General features: G+C 68.7%; 17 protein-coding genes. 5 read left to right on the top strand and 12 right to left on the bottom strand.

Going from position 1 to position 18,939, the window contains the following annotated elements; genetic code table 11:
• Nucleotides 1-71: 71 nt before the first annotated feature.
• The 4 genes from acnA to dut all read right to left on the bottom strand — a co-directional run bounded on the left by acnA (nt 72) and on the right by dut (nt 4,812).
• Nucleotides 72-2,885: an aconitate hydratase AcnA gene (acnA, locus tag CPY97_RS06580; RefSeq protein WP_096423456.1), complete on the bottom strand. Its 2,814-nt coding sequence runs from the start codon at nt 2,883-2,885 to the stop codon at nt 72-74.
• A 102-nt stretch (nt 2,886-2,987) separates the two neighbouring features.
• Nucleotides 2,988-3,728, bottom strand: coding sequence for a DUF3159 domain-containing protein (locus CPY97_RS06575; RefSeq protein ID WP_096421309.1), 741 nt, complete (start codon nt 3,726-3,728; stop codon nt 2,988-2,990).
• Nucleotides 3,725-4,360 carry a DUF3710 domain-containing protein gene (locus CPY97_RS06570; protein ID WP_096423454.1) on the bottom strand — a complete coding sequence of 212 codons (636 nt, stop codon included), beginning with the start codon at nt 4,358-4,360 and terminating at the stop codon, nt 3,725-3,727. The genes CPY97_RS06575 and CPY97_RS06570 overlap by 4 nt, the downstream gene beginning before the upstream one ends.
• A gap of 11 nt (nt 4,361-4,371) precedes the next feature.
• Complete coding sequence (dut, locus tag CPY97_RS06565; RefSeq protein WP_096423452.1) at nt 4,372-4,812, bottom strand: dUTP diphosphatase; 441 nt, start codon at nt 4,810-4,812, stop codon at nt 4,372-4,374.
• A gap of 53 nt (nt 4,813-4,865) precedes the next feature.
• Between dut and CPY97_RS06560 the strand changes: the two genes are divergently transcribed.
• Nucleotides 4,866-5,330 carry a DUF3093 domain-containing protein gene (locus CPY97_RS06560; protein WP_096421308.1) on the top strand — a complete coding sequence of 155 codons (465 nt, stop codon included), beginning with the start codon at nt 4,866-4,868 and terminating at the stop codon, nt 5,328-5,330.
• Between the two features lie 54 nt (nt 5,331-5,384).
• Here CPY97_RS06560 and CPY97_RS06555 read toward each other — a convergent pair whose 3' ends face one another.
• Nucleotides 5,385-5,672, bottom strand: a complete 288-nt coding sequence (locus CPY97_RS06555) for a DUF4193 domain-containing protein (protein ID WP_096421307.1) — start codon at nt 5,670-5,672, stop codon at nt 5,385-5,387.
• Nucleotides 5,673-5,774: 102 nt separating this feature from the next.
• On the opposite strand from CPY97_RS06555, the gene sepH reads away from it, so the two are divergent.
• Nucleotides 5,775-6,956 (top strand): septation protein SepH, encoded by a 1,182-nt coding sequence (sepH, locus tag CPY97_RS06550; RefSeq protein WP_150129213.1) that lies wholly within the window; start codon nt 5,775-5,777, stop codon nt 6,954-6,956.
• On the opposite strand, the gene CPY97_RS06545 is transcribed toward sepH, so the two are convergent.
• Nucleotides 6,953-8,083, bottom strand: a complete 1,131-nt coding sequence (locus CPY97_RS06545; protein WP_231924070.1) for an alkaline phosphatase family protein — start codon at nt 8,081-8,083, stop codon at nt 6,953-6,955. The two genes, sepH and CPY97_RS06545, sit on opposite strands and share 4 nt — an antisense overlap.
• A 12-nt stretch (nt 8,084-8,095) precedes the next feature.
• On the opposite strand from CPY97_RS06545, the gene CPY97_RS06540 reads away from it, so the two are divergent.
• Nucleotides 8,096-10,564, top strand: a complete 2,469-nt coding sequence (locus CPY97_RS06540) for a DNA gyrase/topoisomerase IV subunit A (RefSeq protein ID WP_096421304.1) — start codon at nt 8,096-8,098, stop codon at nt 10,562-10,564.
• Nucleotides 10,565-10,570: 6 nt separating this feature from the next.
• On the opposite strand, the gene CPY97_RS06535 is transcribed toward CPY97_RS06540, so the two are convergent.
• The gene (locus CPY97_RS06535) at nt 10,571-12,652 is read right to left on the bottom strand and encodes a DNA gyrase/topoisomerase IV subunit B (protein ID WP_096421303.1); all 2,082 of its coding nucleotides are present in this window, start codon (nt 12,650-12,652) and stop codon (nt 10,571-10,573) included.
• Nucleotides 12,653-12,846: 194 nt separating this feature from the next.
• Between CPY97_RS06535 and CPY97_RS06530 the strand changes: the two genes are divergently transcribed.
• A complete protein-coding gene (locus CPY97_RS06530; protein WP_096421302.1) occupies nt 12,847-13,074 on the top strand; it encodes a DUF7455 domain-containing protein in 228 nt (75 codons plus the stop codon).
• A 9-nt stretch (nt 13,075-13,083) separates the two neighbouring features.
• Nucleotides 13,084-14,112, top strand: a complete 1,029-nt coding sequence (locus CPY97_RS06525) for a sugar-transfer associated ATP-grasp domain-containing protein (protein WP_173826869.1) — start codon at nt 13,084-13,086, stop codon at nt 14,110-14,112.
• Nucleotides 14,113-14,151: 39 nt separating this feature from the next.
• Here CPY97_RS06525 and CPY97_RS06520 read toward each other — a convergent pair whose 3' ends face one another.
• The 5 genes from CPY97_RS06520 to CPY97_RS06500 all read right to left on the bottom strand — a co-directional run bounded on the left by CPY97_RS06520 (nt 14,152) and on the right by CPY97_RS06500 (nt 18,911).
• Complete coding sequence (locus tag CPY97_RS06520; RefSeq protein WP_096421301.1) at nt 14,152-15,207, bottom strand: alanine racemase; 1,056 nt, start codon at nt 15,205-15,207, stop codon at nt 14,152-14,154.
• Nucleotides 15,197-15,733 carry an alanine racemase C-terminal domain-containing protein gene (locus CPY97_RS06515; protein ID WP_096421300.1) on the bottom strand — a complete coding sequence of 179 codons (537 nt, stop codon included), beginning with the start codon at nt 15,731-15,733 and terminating at the stop codon, nt 15,197-15,199. Before CPY97_RS06515 ends, CPY97_RS06520 begins: the two co-directional genes overlap by 11 nt.
• Nucleotides 15,734-15,742: 9 nt before the next feature.
• On the bottom strand, nt 15,743-16,441 hold the full coding sequence (locus tag CPY97_RS06510; protein ID WP_096421299.1) for a coenzyme F420-0:L-glutamate ligase: 699 nt from the start codon (nt 16,439-16,441) through the stop codon (nt 15,743-15,745).
• 43 nt (nt 16,442-16,484) lie between these two features.
• Nucleotides 16,485-17,837 (bottom strand): RNA polymerase sigma factor, encoded by a 1,353-nt coding sequence (locus CPY97_RS06505; RefSeq protein ID WP_096421298.1) that lies wholly within the window; start codon nt 17,835-17,837, stop codon nt 16,485-16,487.
• Nucleotides 17,838-17,996: 159 nt separating this feature from the next.
• Nucleotides 17,997-18,911, bottom strand: a complete 915-nt coding sequence (locus tag CPY97_RS06500; protein ID WP_096423448.1) for a proteasome assembly chaperone family protein — start codon at nt 18,909-18,911, stop codon at nt 17,997-17,999.
• Nucleotides 18,912-18,939 lie beyond the last annotated feature (28 nt).

Genomic DNA, 18,939 nt, shown 5'->3' with positions numbered 1-18,939 from the left:
TGAATCCGGGATGCGCGAACGGCCCGCTGAACCATGAAGGATTCAGCGGGCCGTTCGACCGCGATGCGCGCCTAGACCAGGCTGCGCAGCACGTACTGCAGGATTCCGCCGTTGCGGTAGTAGTCAGCCTCACCGGGGGTGTCGATACGGACAACCGCGTCGAACTCGAGCGGCTGCTTGCCGGCGGGCGAGTGCGTCGTGGGAGTCGCGACGACCCGAACGGTACGGGGGGTGCGCCCCTCGTTCAGTTCGGTGATACCCGAGATTGCGATCTCTTCCGTGCCATCGAGGCCGAGGCTCTCGGCCGACTCGCCGGCCGGGAACTGCAGCGGCACGACGCCCATGCCGATCAGGTTCGACCGGTGGATGCGCTCGAAGCTCTCAGCGATGACCGCGCGGACGCCGAGCAGGCTCGTACCCTTTGCAGCCCAGTCGCGGCTCGATCCCGAGCCGTACTCCTTGCCGGCCAACACGACGAGCGGCGTGCCGGCCGCCGCGTAGTTCTGGCTGGCGTCGTAGATGAACGACTGGGCGCCGTCGTCGGTCGTGAAGTCGCGGGTGTAGCCACCCTCGACGCCGTCGAGCAGCTGGTTCTTCAGACGGATGTTCGCAAAGGTTCCGCGAATCATGACCTCGTGGTTGCCACGACGCGAGCCGTAGGAGTTGAAATCTTTACGCTCGACACCGTGCTCGGTCAGGTAGCGGCCGGCAGGGGTGTCGGCCTTGATCGAGCCTGCGGGGCTGATGTGGTCGGTGGTCACCGAGTCACCCAGCTTCGCCAGCACCCGGGCGCCCGCGATGTCGACGACCGGAGTCGTCTCCATCGTCATGCCCTCGAAGTACGGAGGCTTGCGCACGTACGTCGACTCGGTGTCCCACTCGAACGTGGCGCCGGCCGGGGTCGGCAGCGACCGCCAGCGCTCGTCGCCGTCGAACACCGAGGCGTACTGCGTGGAGAACATGTCGGTGTCGATGGACGCGTCGATGGTCTTCTGCACCTCGTCGGCGTCGGGCCAGATGTCGCGGAGGTAGACCTCGTTGCCCTCACTGTCGGTGCCGAGCGGGTCGTTCTCGAAGTCGAAGTTCATCGAGCCGGCGAGCGCATACGCGATGACGAGCGGCGGACTCGCGAGGTAGTTCATCTTCACGTCGGGGTTGATGCGGCCCTCAAAGTTGCGGTTACCCGAGAGCACCGCCGTGACGGCGAGGTCGTTCGCGTTGATCGCCTCGGAGATCTCGTCGGCCAGCGGGCCCGAGTTGCCGATGCAGGTCGTGCAGCCATAGCCGACGGTGTAGAAGCCGAGGGCCTCCAGATCGTCGGTGAGGCCGGCCTTCTCGTAGTAGTCGGTGACGACCTTCGAGCCGGGGGCAAGCGTGGTCTTCACCCACGGCTTCGCCTTCAGTCCCTTCTGGGCGGCGTTGCGCGCGAGCAGACCTGCCGCGAGCATGACCGACGGGTTCGAGGTGTTCGTGCACGACGTGATCGCCGCGATCGTCACCGCACCGTGGTCGATCGTGAACTCGCTGTCGCCCACCGTGACATCGACGGGCTTCGACGCGGCGGCTGGCGACTTCGAACGCTCGCGACGCACGCGCTGCTGCTCCGCATCCTCGTCCTCCGGGGTGAAGCCCACCGGGTCGGAGGCCGGGAAGGTGCCTTCGATCGCCGCGTCGACGGCGCTCTGGGTGGCGCCCGCGTAGTCAACGAGGTCGCGTTCGAAGGTTTCCTTCGCCGCGGTCAGCTCGATGCGGTCCTGCGGACGACGCGGACCGGCGATTGACGGCACGACCGTCGACAGGTCGAGCTCCATGTACTCGCTGAACTCGGGCTCGACGCTCGGGTCGTGCCACAGGTGCTGCAGCTTCGAGTACGCCTCGACCAGCGCGACCTGCTCGGCCGAACGGCCGGTGAGGCGCAGGTAGTCGAGGGTGACCTCGTCGATCGGGAACATGGCGGCGGTCGAGCCGAATTCGGGGCTCATGTTGCCGATCGTGGCGCGGTTCGCGAGCGGAACCTGCGCCACGCCCTCGCCGTAGAACTCGACGAACTTGCCGACCACGCCGTGCTGGCGGAGCATGTCGGTGATCGTCAGGACGACGTCGGTCGCGGTGACGCCGGCCGGGATGGAGCCGGAGAGCTTGAAGCCCACGACCTTCGGGATCAGCATCGACACGGGCTGGCCGAGCATGGCCGCCTCGGCCTCGATGCCGCCGACGCCCCAGCCGAGCACGCCCAGACCGTTGACCATGGTCGTGTGCGAGTCGGTGCCGACGCAGGTGTCGGGGTAGGCGCGCAACACGCCGTCGACCGTGCGGGTGTAGGTGACCTTCGCGAGGTGCTCGATGTTCACCTGGTGCACGATGCCGGTTCCCGGGGGCACGACCTTGAAGTCGTCGAAGGCCGTCTGGCCCCAGCGCAGGAACTGGTAGCGCTCACCGTTGCGCTCGTACTCGATCTCGACGTTGCGCTCGAGCGCGTCGGGCGTGCCGAAGAGGTCGGCGATGACCGAGTGGTCGATGACGAGCTCGGCCGGCGCCAGCGGGTTGATCTTCTTCGGGTCGCCGCCGAGCTCGGCGACGGCCTCCCGCATGGTCGCGAGGTCGACGATGCAGGGAACACCGGTGAAGTCCTGCATCACGACGCGCGCGGGCGAGAACTGGATCTCGGTGTCGGGCTCGGCGGACGGCTGCCACGAGCCGAGAGCACGAATCTGCTCAGCGGTGACGTTCTTGCCGTCCTCGGTGCGGAGCAGGTTCTCGAGCAGCACCTTCAGGCTGAAGGGAAGCTTCTCGTAGCCGTCCACGGCGTCGATGCGGAAGACCTCGTACTCGGTCTCTCCGACCGTGAGGGTGTCCTTCGCGGAGAATGAGTTGACTGCGGACACGACGTCCATCCTTTCGCGGTTACGCGACGGGGTGTCCGTCGCATCGGTCGCCTACGACCCCTAATTTATCTTGATGTCGAGATATTTAATGCTAGCACTCGGTCATGCCCGCGAGCGGGCGTACACGGCACGAATCATGAGCCACGTCACCCACAGCACGGCGGCGTAGAGCGGCAGACCCATGAGAAGCCGAGAAGCGGCCAACGCGGTCACGTTCTCGGCGAGGTAGAAGGGAACCTGAACGCCCAGCCGCAGCGAGAACAAGCCCACCCAGAGCCAGGTCGTCAGGGTCAGGATGCTGCGCTTCGCCGGGTCCGATCGCCACTCGGCATCGCCCGTCAACAGTCCCGTGATGACCCCGATGAGGGGGCGCCGGACGGCGAGGCTGATGAGCAGAGCGACGAGCCAGACACTGTTGATCACGAAGCCGAGAACGAAGTTCTCCTCGGCGCGGCCCGTGAAGAGGGCGAGGCCCGCCGAGAGCGCGATCCCGATGAGACCGATGATCGCCGGGGCGATCGGCGTTCGCGTGATGGCGCGCACGAGCACGAAGACCACGGCCACCCCGAGCGGGACGAGGACCGACGGGCCCACCTCGCCGGTGATGGTGAACACGACGAGGAAGAGGAAGCCGGGCAGCAGCGACTCGATGAGCCCGCGCACGCCGCCGACGGCGCCCCATAGTGCGTGGGCGGTCGGTCGCTCCCCCGGCTCGACGCGACCGAAACCCGATCGGCGCGCGGCCTCGGCGAGGGTCGCCTGCAGGTCGGGAGCGTCCGCGCCGGGCTGCTCGTCGCCTGCCGACTCGGCGCCGGTCGCTCGCTCGTCCGCCCGTTCGGTCATGAGGATGCGGTGGGCTGCGGCCCCGCACCGGCACTCGCACCGGCGTCGCCCTGCGCTCCGGCGGGTACCTGCAGAGGGATGAGATCGCGCGGCGGCATGGGCGTCGACCCGCGAACCACCACAATGCTGCGGAACACGTCGTCGATCGCCTCCGCGGCGGCCTGGTCGACCGCGCCCTGCCCGGCGATCACGCCGCGGAGGAACCAGCGCGGTCCGTCAACACCGACAAAGCGGGCGATGCGGGTCGACGCCTGGCCGTCAGCCTGCACGGGAATGCGCGCGAGCAACTCTGGTCCAAACACGCCCTCGCGCTCGCTGATCTCGCCGCCCTGCGAGCGAATCTGCTGCTCGATCTGACCGCGCACCTCGTGCCAGAGGCCCGTGGAGCGCGGAGCCGCGAACGCCTGCACCTGCAGGGTCGAGCCCTGGTAGTCGATGCCGACGGCGACGACACGCTTCGTGGCCTCCTCAACCTCCAGCCGCAGCTGCAGTTCGGGTCGGGGAACGAGCTTGATCGCCCCCAGGTCGACGTAGGGCCGGACGGCGTTCGCCTCGGACTCGTCAAAGGGGCCGTTCTCGGCGCGGTCGGCGGGCGCCGACTTCGCGTCTTCGGGAAGCGGCCCGTCGGTCATGGCGGTGTCAGTCACAGAACTCCTTCACTCGGCGACGGCTCACTACGGTAGCCGCTTGAGCCAAAGCCCGCCTGTCCGCGGTGTGAACCGGGAAGGGAATCGACGGGAATAAACACGGGGCGTTCGACGCGCTGGATCACCAACTGGGCAATGCGGTCACCGGGCGCGACCGAATACGGCTCGCGAGCATCCGTATTGAGGAGCGTGACGCGGATCTCGCCTCGATAGCCCGCATCCACGGTTCCCGGGGCGTTCAGCACGGTGATGCCGTGCTTCGCGGCAAGTCCACTGCGCGGAAGGACGAACGCGGCGTAGCCGTCGGGCAGGGCGATCGCCAGGCCGGTGCCGACCGTCACGCGCTCACCGGGAGCGATGGTCACCGATTCGGATGCGACGAGATCCGCACCCGCATCGCCCGGATGCGCCACCACGGGCGCGCGGTCACCGGTCATCAGAATCTCGACGTCGGGCACTTCTGAAGGCTAGTGCATGGTCGAATAGGGGTATGGAGCAGTTCCGCGAGCGCCTCTGGCCCGCCCTCTGGTGGTACCCCATCATCGCGCTGATTGTGCCGGCGACGCTGCTGGTGTTCGAGCCGATCAGCCTGATTGCCGGCGTTGTGACGGCGACCGCGCTCGTTACCGGCTCCCTCGTTCTCCTGATTGGCTCGGCGCCGACCATTCGCGTGGCCGACGGAACATTGCAGGCGGGAAAGGCGCGCATTCCGGTCGCCCTGATCGGCGACATGCGCGCGGCGGCGGGCGAGGACGCGCGCGCCGAACGGGGCCCGCTTTTGGATGCCCGGGCCTGGCTCCTGCTCCGCGGGGACGTCGGCCCCGTCGTGCGGCTCGATATCACCGACCCTGAGGACCCGACACCGTACTGGGTCGTGTCGACGCGGCGTCCCGAGGAGTTGATCGCCGCGATCAGCGTCGCCCGGGAGAGCGCCGAGGCGTCCGAAGGTCACTAGACGCGGCCCGTGGTCAGCGGCGCCGGTCAGAGAGCCAGAAGCTCAGCGCGAGAACTACGAGCACTCAGCGCAGACGGGACCGAGCTTCTCCTGGTGGTCGAGCTGAGAGCGGTGCTTCACGAGGAAGCAGCTGACACACGTGAACTCGTCGGCCTGCGGGGGCAGCACGACAACGTCGAAGTCGAGGTCGGCCAGGTCTTGTCCGGCGAGCTCGAAGCCCGGATTATCGGCATCATCGACGTCGACAACGCCCGACATCTTGTCGGGAACTCGCTCCTGAAGCGCTTGGATCGAATCGGTGTCATCGTCCGTTTTGCGCGGAGCGTCGTAGTCGGTTGCCATGCCTCATCCACTCTCATGTGTACTGCCGGGGGCCGCGGGGGGCGGCGATAGTTTGCAGGACGCCCCGCCGAAACGCAAACGGGGTTCGCTGTTCGTCCCTGCGTGTCGAAGCAACTTCCGGCACGCCCGCCGTATTCCCTGCCGGGCGGGGATGCCCATGGCATGCTGTGCGCAGCATCCGCGCAGTCGGGAGACAACGCCATGGAAGAACTGACCGTTATTGGCGCCGAGAACGGCGCACTGGTCGTCGTTGGGGACGACGGAACCCGCTACCGGGTGCCGATCACCGAGGCCTTGCACACCGCCATTCGGCAGAACCGCCCGGCTCAGCCCGCCGCGCATCGCGTGTCGCCGCGCGAGATCCAGGCGCAGATTCGCGCGGGCCTGTCGGCCGCCGAGGTGGTTGCCGCCACCGGCGAGGCCCTCGAATACGTCCAGCGCTTTGAGGGCCCTGTGCTCGCCGAGCGCGAGTATGTCGTGACGGCAGCGCGCAGTGTTCCCGTCGCCGTCGCCGCGGACACCGAGTCGGGCGTTGCCGCCCACACCTTCGGGGGCGTCATCGACCAGCGTCTCGACGAGCTCGGGGCGACCGAGATCGCCTGGGCGAGCTGGAAGAAGGACGCGCTGTGGACCATCCGCGTCGCCTTCCTCGACGGTGAGGTGTCGCGCGAGGCGCTGTGGAGCTTCGACCCCAAGAAGTCGACACTGTCGCCCGCGAACCACGAGGCGCAGTCGCTGTCACAGCAGGGCGACGGCCCCACCACCGCTCTGCCGCGCCTCCGCGCCGTGACGACGGACCCCGCCGACGACCAGCCGTCCGGCCGCTTCGACTCGGGCGCCTTCCAGATCGGCCCCGAGGCAGTTGCCCCGGCCACGCCCTCGCGCGTCGGCGTGCGCACGGACCCCGACGACATCCCGCGGCCCGCGATGGGTCAGACCGCCGACCTCCTCGAAGCGCTACGGCGCCGCCGGGGCGAGCGAGAGCCCGCGCCGCAGGACGAGCGTGATGCGGCGCGCGCCGCCCATCCGTCGACCGGCTCCATCCGGGTCATCGAGGTTCCGCTCGATCGCGACGAAGCGGACATGTCTGATACCGCGGATTCGCCCACCCTCATCGGCATGGACGGCGATCTGCCCAACGAAGCTGCGATCCCCGCCTCTTCGAGCGCGGGCTCTCCCTCGGAGCCCCCGGCGAAACCCGCCACCGCCAAGCGCGGGCGCGCGGCGATGCCAAGCTGGGACGAGATCGTGTTCGGCGCTCGTCCGGACGACGACCCGGCTTAAGACCGGACGAACGCGCCGAAGCGCGCCAGCGGCACGCGCGTTTCGGCGTCCGAAAACGAGCCGTGCTGCCCGACCATGGCGAGCGAGCGGTCGGTGGCCGTGCGCTCGTCGTAGTAGACGACGGCGGACCGCGCGGCGACCAGAACGTCACCGATGCGGGAGACGACGCTCGGGTCGACGGCGACCCCGAACCAGCCGGACGCGATCGCCTCGTCGCGGGTGACCACCCACGATCGGGCCGCCTCGCGGGCGGTCCAGCGCGCATGAATGCCCGCCGCCTCCGCCGGGTCGTCCGCCACGAGGTGCAGACAGCGCGGCTCGCCAGCCACGTGGCGCACTCCCCGCCACAGCTCGTCATCGGCGGCGACGACGCGACGGGCGTGCGGGGCGATGTCGAGCATCCCGTGATCGGCCGTCAGGAGGGCGCCCGTGCCGGGCGGGGCGAGCGGCTGGCCGAGCGCCGCATCCAGTTCTTCGAGGCGGTGTAGCCAGCGCGCCGACGTTGTCCCGGCGGCGTGACCAGCCTTGTCGAGCTCAGGCAGGTACGTGTAAATCAGGCACGGCTCGTTGCCAGCGAGAAGGTCGCGCGTGCGATCGAGACGATCGGCGATCGACTCGGCCGAAACAAAGCGCGCTCCGCGCAGCACCGCCCGCGTGAATCCAGAGTCGGCGTAGCGGCGGGCCGCGACAACGATCGGCTCGATCCCGAGGCCCGCCGCGCGCTCAAACAGGGTCTCGTGACGTTGCCACACCTCGGGATGCGCGGACGAGTCCCAGCCGGTCAGCATGTTGACCACGCGGTCACCCGCCGCGTCGTGGGCCGTGTACCCGACGAGCCCGTGCTCGCCCGCCGGGCGCCCCGTGGTGAGGGTCGCCAGTGCCGAAGCAGTCGTCGTCGGGAAAGCCGAGTGGATCGTCCCGCCGCGCCGGGGTATCGCGGCCGTGAGGTGGCGCGCGTGCCCGCGATGGGCCACGAGCGGCTGCGCGCCGAGGCCGTCGACGAGCACTACGGCGGCGGAGCGCACGGCGGGAAGCGCAAGGGGGTTGTCGTCCCCTCGAACCGCCGACAACGCGCTCGACAACACGTCGCCGAGTGTCCGGGTCGAGCCGGGGGGCGCCGGTAGCATGGGCGCCATCCTATGACTCCCCCCGCAGCCCCCCAGCTCCCCGACTCCCCCGCCCCGGCCGAACGCATCGACGATGTCGATCTGGCCGACGAGATGCAGGGGTCATTTCTCGAATACGCCTACTCGGTCATCTACTCTCGCGCTCTCCCCGATGCTCGCGATGGGCTCAAGCCCGTGCAGCGGCGCATCCTCTACATGATGAGCGACATGGGGCTTCGCCCCGAGCGCGGCCACGTCAAGTCGGCCCGCGTTGTCGGCGAGGTCATGGGCAAGCTGCACCCGCACGGCGACGGCGCCATCTACGACGCCCTCGTGCGCCTCGCCCAAGACTTCACGATGCGTGTTCCGTTTGTCGACGGCCACGGCAACTTCGGCTCGCTCGACGACGGCCCGGCCGCCGCCCGCTACACCGAGGCCCGCTTGCGCGCCGCGGCACTCGCCATGGTCGAGAGTCTCGACGAAGACGTCGTCGACTTCGTGCCGAATTACGACAACCAGCTGACGCAGCCCGAGGTGTTGCCGGCCGCCTTCCCGAACCTCCTCGTCAACGGAGCGAGCGGCATCGCGGTCGGCATGGCGACCAACATGGCGCCGCACAATCTCATCGAGGTGGCGGCCGCCGCCCGCTACCTGCTCGACAAACCCGATGCAACGCTCGACGAGCTGATGGCCTTCGTCCCGGGGCCAGACCTACCGACCGGGGGGCGCATCCTGGGCCTTGACGGCATCAAGGAGGCGTACGCCACCGGGCGCGGGCGTTTCACCACCCGCGCGACCGTGAATGTCGAGCAGGTCACGGCGCGCAAGCGCGGCCTCGTGATCACGGAGTTGCCCTACCTCGTCGGCCCCGAGCGCGTGATCGAAAAGATCAAGGACGGCGTGCAGTCGAAGAAGCTGCAGGGCATCAGTGACGTCACCGACCTCACCGACCGCAAGAACGGTCTGCGACTCGTGGTCGGCATCAAGAACGGCTTCGACCCGAATGCGGTGCTCGAGCAGCTCTACCGCTACACGCCGCTCGAGGACGGCTTCTCGATCAACGCCGTGGCGCTCGTCGACGGCCGGCCGCAAACCCTCGGCCTCGTCGAGCTGCTGCGCGTCTACCTTGACCACCGCACGTCGGTGGTCACGCGGCGCAGCCAGTATCGCCTCGACCGTCGCCGTGAACGCCTGCACCTCGTCGAGGGCCTGCTGGTGGCGATCCTCGACATCGACGAGGTCATCCAGGTCATCCGCTCCTCCGACGATGCGGAACAGGCGCGCACCCGCCTCATCGAGATCTTCGACCTCAGCCAGGTGCAGAGCGAGTACATCCTCGAGCTGCGATTGCGTCGACTCACGCGCTTCAGCCGCATCGAGCTCGAGGCAGAGCGCGACCAGCTGCGCGAAGAGATCGCCGAGCTGGAGGCGATCCTCGCCGACCCGGCCCGGGTGCGCGCCCTCGTGGGCGACGAGCTCGACGACGTCGCCGCTCGCCTCGGCACCCCGCGCCGCACGCTGCTGACGGAGGGCATGCCGACCGCGCCGCCCTCGCGCGCTCGCGCCCAGGCGGCCGCCTCGCTCGAGATTGCCGACACCCCCTGCCGCGTGCTGCTGTCAACGACCGGTCGCGCGCTGCGCGTCGACATCGGCGACGAGGATGCGCTCATCCAGCCGCCCACGGACCGCCGGGTCGCGCACGACGCGATCCGCGCATCCGCCGTGACGACGGTGCGGGGGGAGCTCGTCGCGATCACGGATCGTGGTCGTTTCGTGCGGTTCAGCCCGGACGCCCTACCGGCGGTGCCGGCCACGTCGGTGCAGCTCGCCGCCGGAGTGTCGCTCAGCGAGTACGTGGGGCTGACGGACCCGCGCGAACACATCGTGACGATCGTCGATCCGGCGTCGGAGACTCCGCTGGCGCTCGGCACGCGTGGCGGGGTCGTGAAACGACTGGCACCGGGCAGCTACGCGGCTAAGCCGGACGGCGAGGTCATCGGCCTGAAAGACGGAGACTTGGTTGTCGGGGCCGCGCTCGCGACCGACGCGAGCGAGCTCGTTTTCGTGACCTCCGACGCGCAGCTGCTGCGCTTCTCCGCCGAGCTCGTGCGCCCGCAGGGAGCGCCCGCGGGCGGCATGGCGGGCATCAAGCTGGGTGCCGGTGCGAGCGTCATCGCCTTCCACGTCACCCCTCGCGACGAGGCGGTCGAGGTGGTCACCGTGTCGGGGTCGAGTGCGGCTCTGGCCGGTGTCGAGCCGGGGCGTGCCAAGCGCTCGTTCCTCAGCGAGTTCCCGGCGAAGGGTCGCGCAACGGGCGGGGTGCGTGCCCACGCCTTCCTCAAGGGCGAAGACACGCTGCGACTCGCGTTCGTCGGGGTCGATCCGCTGGCGGTCGCGGCCGACGGGAAGGCTCGCACGCTGCCCGAGGGCGGAGCCAAGCGCGACGGCTCGGGCACGCCGCTCGACGCGGCCGTCGACACAATCGGCACGCGCGCAAGCTGACCGCCCCTAAACGTCGATGCGGTCGCGGTCGAGCCCCTGGCCCGCGATGATGAAGTCTTTGCGCGGGGCGACGTCGTTGCCCATGAGCAGCTCAAACACGCGGTTCGCCGCCTCGGCGTCGGAGACGCGCACCCGGCGCAGCGTGCGGTGGGCGCGGCTCATGGTCGTGTCGGCCAACTGGTCGGCATCCATCTCTCCGAGGCCTTTGTAGCGCTGAATGGGGTCCTGGTAGCGCTTGCCCGACTTCTTCAGCGCGGCGAGGACACCCTGCAGCTCTTTCTCGCTGTAGGTGTAGATCGTCTCGTTCGGCTTCGATCCCGGGTTCATGACGACGACGCGGTGCAGCGGCGGCACGGCGGCGAATACGCGACCGTCGTCGATCATGGGGCGCATGTAGCGGAAGAACAGCGTCAGCAGGAGCGTGCGAATGTGGGCTCCGTCGACGTCGGCGTCGGACATGATGATGACCTTGCCGTAGCGGGCCGCGTCGAGATCGAACGAGCGACCGGAGCCCGCTCCGATCACCTGGATGATGGATGCGCACTCGGCGTTCGAGAGCATGTCGCTCACCGAGGCCTTCTGCACGTTCAGGATCTTGCCGCGAATCGGCAGGAGCGCCTGGTACTCGCTGTCGCGGGCGAGCTTGGCTGTGCCGAGCGCACTGTCACCCTCCACGATGAACAGCTCGCTCTCGGCGACGTCGCTCGAGCGGCAGTCGACGAGCTTCGCGGGGAGGGAGGAGTTCTCGAGTGCGTTCTTGCGACGCTGAGTCTCCTTGTGGGCACGCGCCGAGATGCGGCTCTTCATCTCCGCGACGACCTTGTCGAGCACGAGCGCTGACTGCGCCTTGTCGTCGCGCTTCGTGCTCGCAAATCGCGCCTTCAGGGCATCCGACAGCACCTTCGCAACGATCGCCCGCGCAGCCGGCGTGCCGAGAACCTCCTTCGTCTGACCCTCGAACTGCGGCTCGGGGATGCGTACCGTCAGCACGGCCGTGAGGCCGGCCAGCACGTCATCCTTCTCAAGCTTGTCGGTGCCGGCCTTGAGACGCCGCGCGTTTTTCTCGACCTCCGCCCGCAGGGTCTTCAGCAACCCCTGTTCGAAGCCGGCCAGGTGGCTGCCGCCCTTCGGCGTCGCGATGATGTTGACGAAGCTACGCACAGCGGTCTCGTAGCCGGTGCCCCAGCGCAGGGCGATGTCGACCGTGCACTCCCGTTCGAGCTCGGTCGGCGTCATGTGGCCCTGCGCGTCGAGCACCGGCACCGTCTCGGTGAAGTGGCCGCTGCCGGTGATGCGCCAGGTGTCGGTCAGCGGCGAATCCGGCGCGAGGTAGTCGACGTACTCGCTGATGCCTCCCGAGAAGTGGAACGTTTCTGTCCTCGTTTGCTCGCCGCGCTCATCCGTGACGGAGAGGGAGAGCCCCGGCACGAGGAACGCCGTCTGCCGTGCTCGAGCCATCAGCTCGTCTGGCTGGAATTCCGTTCCCTTCGTGAAGATCTGCGGGTCGGCCCAGTACCGGATGCGCGTTCCGGTGACCCCCTTGGCCACCTTCCCGACCACCCGCAGCTCACTGCCCGAGATGAAGGGGGAAAACGGTGCGTCCGGGCGCGGGCCGTCGGCGCCGTCGTCGAAGATGCCGGGCTCGCCGCGATGAAACGACATGGCCCACGTCTTGCCGCCGCGGTCGACTTCGACGTCGAGTCGCTCGGAGAGGGCGTTGACGACCGACGCTCCGACGCCGTGCAGACCGCCCGAGGCGGCGTAGGAGCCGCTACCGAACTTGCCGCCGGCGTGCAGCTTCGTGAACACGACCTCGACGCCCGACAAGCCGGTCTTCGGCTCGATGTCGACGGGTATACCGCGGGCGCTGTCGCGCACCTCGACACTGCCGTCAGCGTGCAGACGAACCTCGATGCTGTCGCCATGACCGGCGAGGGCTTCGTCGACCGAGTTGTCGATGATCTCCCACAGGCAGTGCATGAGGCCGCGGGAATCGGTGGAGCCGATGTACATGCCTGGGCGCTTGCGAACAGCCTCGAGTCCCTCGAGGACGGACAGGTGCCTGGCGGAGTAATCGGATTGAGCCACGATCCTTCAGCGTAGACGCGGGGAGGCAACGGGCTTGCGCACCACTCCGGGAGCTCGCACGACCCCCAGCCAGCAGAGGCGGTCGTCGTTATGCGCTGAGCGAAACGGCGGCCAACTGGCAGGGTTCGGTCGGTGCGGTGTGGTGCAATAGGCCATCCGGAACCCGATCACGACGCGACGAAGGAAGGCCCACCATGACGCAGCTGACGACCGACACTCCGAGCGTCACCGCGCCGGCACCCCTGACCGCGACCGATCGCTGCGACGCGTGCGGCGCGCAAGCCTACGTGCGGGCGACCCTCGCGACGGGTGAACTGCTCTTCTGCGCCCACCACGCCAGCCGGTTCCGCGACTCAATCACGCCGACGGCTCTGTCGTGGCACGACGAGTCGGCGAAACTGCACGACGAACAGCGGGCATAATCACTGAGCGTGACGAACGCTCTCACCCGACTGCGCAATCGCGCCTCCTACGTCCTCGGTCGCGCCCGCAAGCTTGACCTGCCCTCCGTGTGGCAACGGGCCGGAGAGGTGCGCGATCAGCACGGCGTCGCCCGCCCGAAGGTGTTCGCCGACATGATGTGGTCGGCCGCGTTTCGCGAGACGCCGTTCCAGGACTACGTCGACTGGGACTACGCGATCCTCACTCGCGCCGAGCGCGAGACCTTCATGACGCACGCGATCTCGGACCAGATCGCGCGGCGTACGGCGAGCCCCGAACACCGCGGGCTCTTCCACGACAAGATCGCGTTCAACGAGCGCTTCGACGCGCTGCTCGGGCGCGAGTGGCTCGACCTGCGCGTCGCCGGCCCCGACGAGCTGCAGGCGTTCGGTGAGCGACACGGAACCCTCTTCGGCAAGCAGCCGGTCTCGAGCGCCGGTCTTGGCGTGTCCCGGTACAGCGCCGCGGACGTCACCGATTGGCGAGCGTTCCACGCTGAACTGCTCGAGAAGGGCCAGCCGCTCGTCGAAGAGCAGCTCGTGCAGCACCCCGTACTCGCGGCGGTCTGCCCGGGCACCGTGAATACGACCCGCATCACGGCCTTCTTCGACGGCACGCGCACGCACATCCTGTCCGCGGCCCAGAAGTTCGGCCGCGGCCAGGCGAGCGACCAGCAGTCGTTCGGCGGCTTCTACACGATGCTCGACGACAACGGCCACTCCCGGGGGCGCGGCTACGACTCACACCACGGGCTGCACGAGGTGCATCCCGAGTCGGGAGTGTCGATCCCCGACTTCCAGTTGCCGCGCTGGGACGAGGTGGAGGGCTTCATGCAGGAGGTCGGCCGTGTCGTGCCCGAGGTGCCCTACGTCGGCTGGGACATCGTCATCACCCCCGATGACCGTCCGCTCGCCCTCATCGAGGGCAACTGGGGTGCCGGCGTCTACGAGAACAAGCCCAGCGTGACGGGCGTGCGCACGGGGAGCCGTCAGCGCTTTCGCGACGTCATCGGCTTCTAGCGCCCGCCCGCACGGCACGAGGGGCTGGCACTGCCACGCTCACCCGACGTATCGACGCGTCACCCGCGGCGTGAGGCGGGTGACGAGCTCTTCGCCGATCGTGCCCATCTGATCCGCGAGCTCCTGCAGGGTCGGCTCGCCGGCGTCGGCTGGCCCCCACAGGACGGCCGTGTCGCCGACCGCTGCCTGGGGCGCCTCAACGACGGTGGTCAGCGGCTCGACGCGCAGCACACGGCACCGCGCGCCGCCCAGCTGAACCGTGGTGCCCTCCGCGCGCCGCAGCAGGCCGTCGCGGCCGCCGATGGCGAGACGGACACCCGCCTCGCCGACGCTCACGACTTCGGCGGTGAGGGTCATGACGGGACGAAGCCCCAGGTCGGCCGGACCACGGCCGCTGCCCGGAGCGATGCCGGTCAGGAAGGCGCCGATGCGGACCATGTCGCCCCGAGCATCCTCGCGGTCGAAGGCCGCGGCGCTCGCCGCGATGTGCCGGATACGCCGCTCACCGCCCAGCGCGCGCTCGGCCTCGTCCGCGGCGCCGTGCAGTTCAGCGATCGCCCGGGAATCATCGGCGTCCGACGCCTCGGCGAGGTGCGTGAAGATGCCCTCGACGCGCAGAGCACCCGACCGTTCGGCCTCGACCGCACGCCCGACGAGCGCTGACCAGTCGGCCGGTGCGGTGCCACCGCGGTGGAGCCCCGTGTCGACCTGAAGGTGCACACGGGCCCCGTGTCGAGCCGTGCCCGCGGCGGTGATGACGCGGTCGAGTGCCGCCCGATCGGTGACGCCGAGATCGACGCCGGCCCGAACGGCCGCCTCGAGATCGCTATCGACGCTGAGATGCCACGCAAAGGCGCGCACGCGCGGCTGCCGAGTCAGCACGGCGACCGCGGCCGCCGGATCGAGCGTGCCGAACCAGTCGACTCCCTCGTCGACGAGGACCGGGAGCACGCGATCGACCCCGTGACCGTACGCATCGTCTTTGACGACCGCCATCAGCCTGGCAGGATGCACGCGGTCGACGAGGGCGCGGACGTTCGCGCGCAGGGCCGTCAGGTCAACCGTGGCGACCGGTTTGGGCAGCTCACGCGTCATCGCACACCACCGTCGTGATGCGGGGGTCGAGGGCGAGGAGCACCGAGACCGGGTCGTCGTCGACCATCGCGCTCCACTGATCGAGCGGAGTCTCACCACTGCCCGGCCCGAAAACGGAGAGGTGATCTCCGGCGACCAGCGGCACCTCGTCGATGAGCACCACCGCGTCATCCATGGCGACGCGACCGACGATGGGCAGGGCGCGAGCAGTACCCTCCGCTGGCGCGGCGACCATGGTCGCGGTGTTCCCCGCGTGCCGGGGAAGGCCGTGGCCGTAGCCGATCGCGACATCCGCGGCGACGCGGTCGCGGTCGGCGACGAAGGTGTGGCCGTAGGACACTCCCCCTCCCGCCGGGATGGCGTACGTTGACAGGATCACGGCGCTCAGTCGGGGCGAGTGGGCACGAATGCGCTCGCGCAGGGCCGTGACGTCAGCATCGGTGCCGCCGACGCCCCGCAACCGCTCGACGAGTCGTGCCGTGTCGGCGTCGAGCTCGAGCAGACGGGCGGGCTCGGTCGTGCTCACGTTCGACGCTCAGACGGGGCGAACGATACCGAGCGGAGTGCTCTGGTGGCCCTGCCCAAGAGGGTTGTCCTTCAGGATGCGCACGATCCGCTTCTCGCCGGCGGCGTCGAGCGTCGATCCGAGAATATTGCCGCCGAAGTCGTTGATGTCGACGATCGCGACGTCGACCGGCACGCTGAGCGCTGCCTGCAGCGTCTTCGCCACCTCGGCCGGCTTCTCGGGCACCAGAACGACCTGAGTGTTGTAGGGCGGGATGGTTCCGGAGGTCGGACCATCGATGCCGCGCGCCTTAGGGCCGGCGATGCGGTAGAAGTCGCCCGTGCGGCCGACCGCCTTGGTGACGGCGGCGACGGCGGCGGCGAACAGGATGCGCGGGGTTCCGCACTCGCGCAGCGCCATTTCCATCGTCTCGGGCATTCCGAGTCCGATGCCGTGCGAGGTCTTGGTGACGTACTTTGACAGGAAGGTGGCGAGCTTGCGGGGCTGAATGTCGGAGACCGGGTACGAGCGCCCCTGGCTGATCGCGACGATCTTCTCCGTGACGAACAGCAGGTCGCCGGCGCGCAGGTGCTCGGTGGCGTAGCGCGTGACGACCTCCACGATGTCGTCGTCGGTTGTCACCACGTGGGTCTTTACCGGGATGCGCTGAACGGTTTCACCGTCGACCTCGATGGTCAACGCCTTGCCCTCGTTGGGAGACGCGGTCATGGTCCTGCTTTCTGCTCGTCGACGCCCAGACTGCCAGAGACTCTTACTCGAGGTAGTCGCGCAACGCCTGCGAGCGCGACGGGTGGCGCAGCTTCGCCATCGTCTTCGACTCGATCTGGCGGATGCGCTCGCGGGTGACGCCGAACGTGTCGCCGATCTGGTCGAGCGTCTTCGGCATGCCGTCGCCGAGGCCGAAGCGCATGCGAATGACGCCAGCCTCGCGCTCCGACAGCGAGTCGAGCAGGCTCTCGAGCTGCTTCTGCAGCATGGTGAAGCCGACCGCATCGGCCGGCACGACCGCTTCGGTGTCCTCGATGAGGTCACCGAACTCGCTGTCGCCGTCTTCGCCGAGCGGAGTGTGCAGCGAGATCGGCTCACGGCCGTACTTCTGGACCTCGATGACCTTCTCGGGGGTCATGTCGAGTTCGCGGCTCAGTTCTTCCGGCGTGGGCTCTCGGCCAAGGTCTTGCAGCATCTGGCGCTGCACGCGCGCCAGCTTGTTGATGACCTCGACCATGTGCACCGGGATGCGAATGGTGCGCGCCTGGTCGGCCATCGCGCGCGTGATCGCCTGACGAATCCACCAGGTGGCGTAGGTCGAGAACTTGAAGCCCTTCGTGTAGTCGAACTTCTCGACGGCACGAATAAGGCCCAGGTTTCCCTCTTGGATGAGGTCGAGGAACTGCATGCCTCGGCCCGTGTAGCGCTTGGCGAGCGACACGACGAGACGCAGGTTGGCGCCGAGCAGGTGCTTCTTGGCCCGCTGGCCGTCGCGGGCCACCCAGTCGAGCTCACGACCGAGCTGGGTGCGCTTTTCCTTGTCGCTCATCTGCGACAGCTTCTCTTCGGCGAACAGGCCCGCTTCAATGCGCATCGCCAGCTCGACCTCTTCGGCCGCGTTCAAGAGCGCGACCTTACCGATCTGCTTCAGGTAGTCCTTGACCGGGTCAGCGGTCGCGCCGGTGATCGTCGTCGAGTAGACGGGGACCTCGTCGTCGTCGGTGTTGCTGAGAACGATCGCGCCCGTCGGAAGCTCTTCCTTCGGTACGTCCGTGTCGTCGTCCGCGTCATCGTCGGCGGGAGCGCTCGCGAGTGCCGCGGCAGCGTCCTCGTCGTCGGCAGATTCATCCTTCGCCGCGGCGGCCGTGGTCTTCTTGCTGCGCGACGCGGTGGCCTTCGTCGCGGTCGCGGTCTTCTCCGCCGCCGCGGTGTCGGCCTTCGCCGTCGGCTTCTTCGCGGCTGCCGGCTTCTTCGCGGCGCTGGTCGTGGCCGCCGCCTTCTTCGCGGCGGTGGTCGTGGTTGTCGCCTTCTTCGCGGCGGGCTTCTTCGCGGGAGGCTTCGCCGCGGCCTTCTTCTCAGCCGGAGCGTCGCTCGCGCTCGTCGTACGTGTCGCCATGGGCCCCTACTTCCGCGTCTTCCGGGCAGTACAACGACCCATGTCAAGTCCCCGCGATTCGTACGGTGCTGAAGAAGCGGTGTACGGCGGGCGACCGACCGGGTCGCGAACCTCCATTATTGCACGGATGCTCGCACCCTCCGACCAGCGTGGCGCGGGTCAGTCGTCGTCGGCGCGCCGCCGGTGCGCGAGGAATTTCTCCAGCTCGGCGGCGATCGAGTCAGCGCTCGGAACCTCGCCGTCGTCGCCCGTCAAGGGCGAGCGCAAAGCGTTCTCCTCCATGTAGCTGTCGTGGCGTTCCTCGAGGGTTCCGACGAGGCGCTGCAACTCGCTGTTGCCCTCAACCTGATCGTCGACCTTGGCAAGGAACTCGCGCCCCTCTTCGCGCAGGCGGTCGGTCGGCAAGAGCAAGCCGGTCGCGGCCGTGATGCTCTCGAGTGCCGCCACCGCCGCCGCCGGATACTCGGTGTCGCCCAGGTAGTGGGGAATCAGCAGCACGAAGCCCGCAACCGGCTGGTCGGCTTCCTGCAACTTGTATTCGAGCAGGTGCATGGCGTTCCCGGGCACCTGCGTCTGGGGCCGCCAAATCGAGTGCGCATCGGTGAGATCGTTGCGGTTACCGCTGACCGTCGATCCGATCGGCCGCGTATGCGGAACCGGCATGGGGATCGCATTGATCCACGTGGTCGACGCGACCTCCCACTGCTCGACGAGGGCGACGACTGCGTCGGTGAAACCCTCCCAGCGGAAGTCCGGCTCGTAGCCCGTCATCAGGAGGAACGGCGCCCCGAGTTCGTCGCGTGCGAGGCGGATCGCGAGCTCGGGCCGCCGATACTCCGTGAAGCGGGTCTCGTCGAAGAAGAGAATCGGCCGGCGGGCGCGGTAATCGAGCAGTGCATCCCCGTCGAACTCGACGAGCACCTCGGCGTCGAGAGCATCCAGGAGGTACTCGGTGACCTGCTGCACTGCCCCGCCGGCGTCCGTGAAGCCGGTGATCGCTGCCACGAGCGGCAAGCCGCGCGGCACTTCGTCGGCCGGACGACGCAGGCGGTACAGCTCGGAAGGTTCGCGCATGTTTCCCATCGTACGAGCGGCCCCTCGG

The sequence above is a fragment of the Microcella alkaliphila genome (assembly GCF_002355395.1).
GTDB lineage: Bacteria > Actinomycetota > Actinomycetes > Actinomycetales > Microbacteriaceae > Microcella > Microcella alkaliphila_A.
Note: the sequence above shows the minus strand (reverse complement) of the source record. Positions and strands in the feature narration are given on the sequence as shown.

Excerpts from the sequence above, each read along its gene's own strand:
- CPY97_RS06510 (WP_096421299.1), bottom strand. The coding sequence starts at position 16,441 with ATGACCGCGTCTCCCAACGAGGGCAAGGCGTTGACCATCGAGGTCGAC.
- CPY97_RS06520 (WP_096421301.1), bottom strand. The coding sequence starts at position 15,207 with ATGACGCGTGAGCTGCCCAAACCGGTCGCCACGGTTGACCTGACGGCC.
- CPY97_RS06570 (WP_096423454.1), bottom strand. The coding sequence starts at position 4,360 with ATGACCGACGGGCCGCTTCCCGAAGACGCGAAGTCGGCGCCCGCCGAC.
- CPY97_RS06505 (WP_096421298.1), bottom strand. The coding sequence starts at position 17,837 with ATGGCGACACGTACGACGAGCGCGAGCGACGCTCCGGCTGAGAAGAAG.
- CPY97_RS06540 (WP_096421304.1), top strand. The coding sequence starts at position 8,096 with ATGACTCCCCCCGCAGCCCCCCAGCTCCCCGACTCCCCCGCCCCGGCC.
- dut (WP_096423452.1), bottom strand. The coding sequence starts at position 4,812 with ATGACCGGTGACCGCGCGCCCGTGGTGGCGCATCCGGGCGATGCGGGT.
- CPY97_RS06530 (WP_096421302.1), top strand. The coding sequence starts at position 12,847 with ATGACGCAGCTGACGACCGACACTCCGAGCGTCACCGCGCCGGCACCC.
- CPY97_RS06575 (WP_096421309.1), bottom strand. The coding sequence starts at position 3,728 with ATGACCGAACGGGCGGACGAGCGAGCGACCGGCGCCGAGTCGGCAGGC.
- CPY97_RS06545 (WP_231924070.1), bottom strand. The coding sequence starts at position 8,083 with ATGCTACCGGCGCCCCCCGGCTCGACCCGGACACTCGGCGACGTGTTG.
- CPY97_RS06555 (WP_096421307.1), bottom strand. The coding sequence starts at position 5,672 with ATGGCAACCGACTACGACGCTCCGCGCAAAACGGACGATGACACCGAT.
- CPY97_RS06560 (WP_096421308.1), top strand. The coding sequence starts at position 4,866 with ATGGAGCAGTTCCGCGAGCGCCTCTGGCCCGCCCTCTGGTGGTACCCC.
- CPY97_RS06500 (WP_096423448.1), bottom strand. The coding sequence starts at position 18,911 with ATGCGCGAACCTTCCGAGCTGTACCGCCTGCGTCGTCCGGCCGACGAA.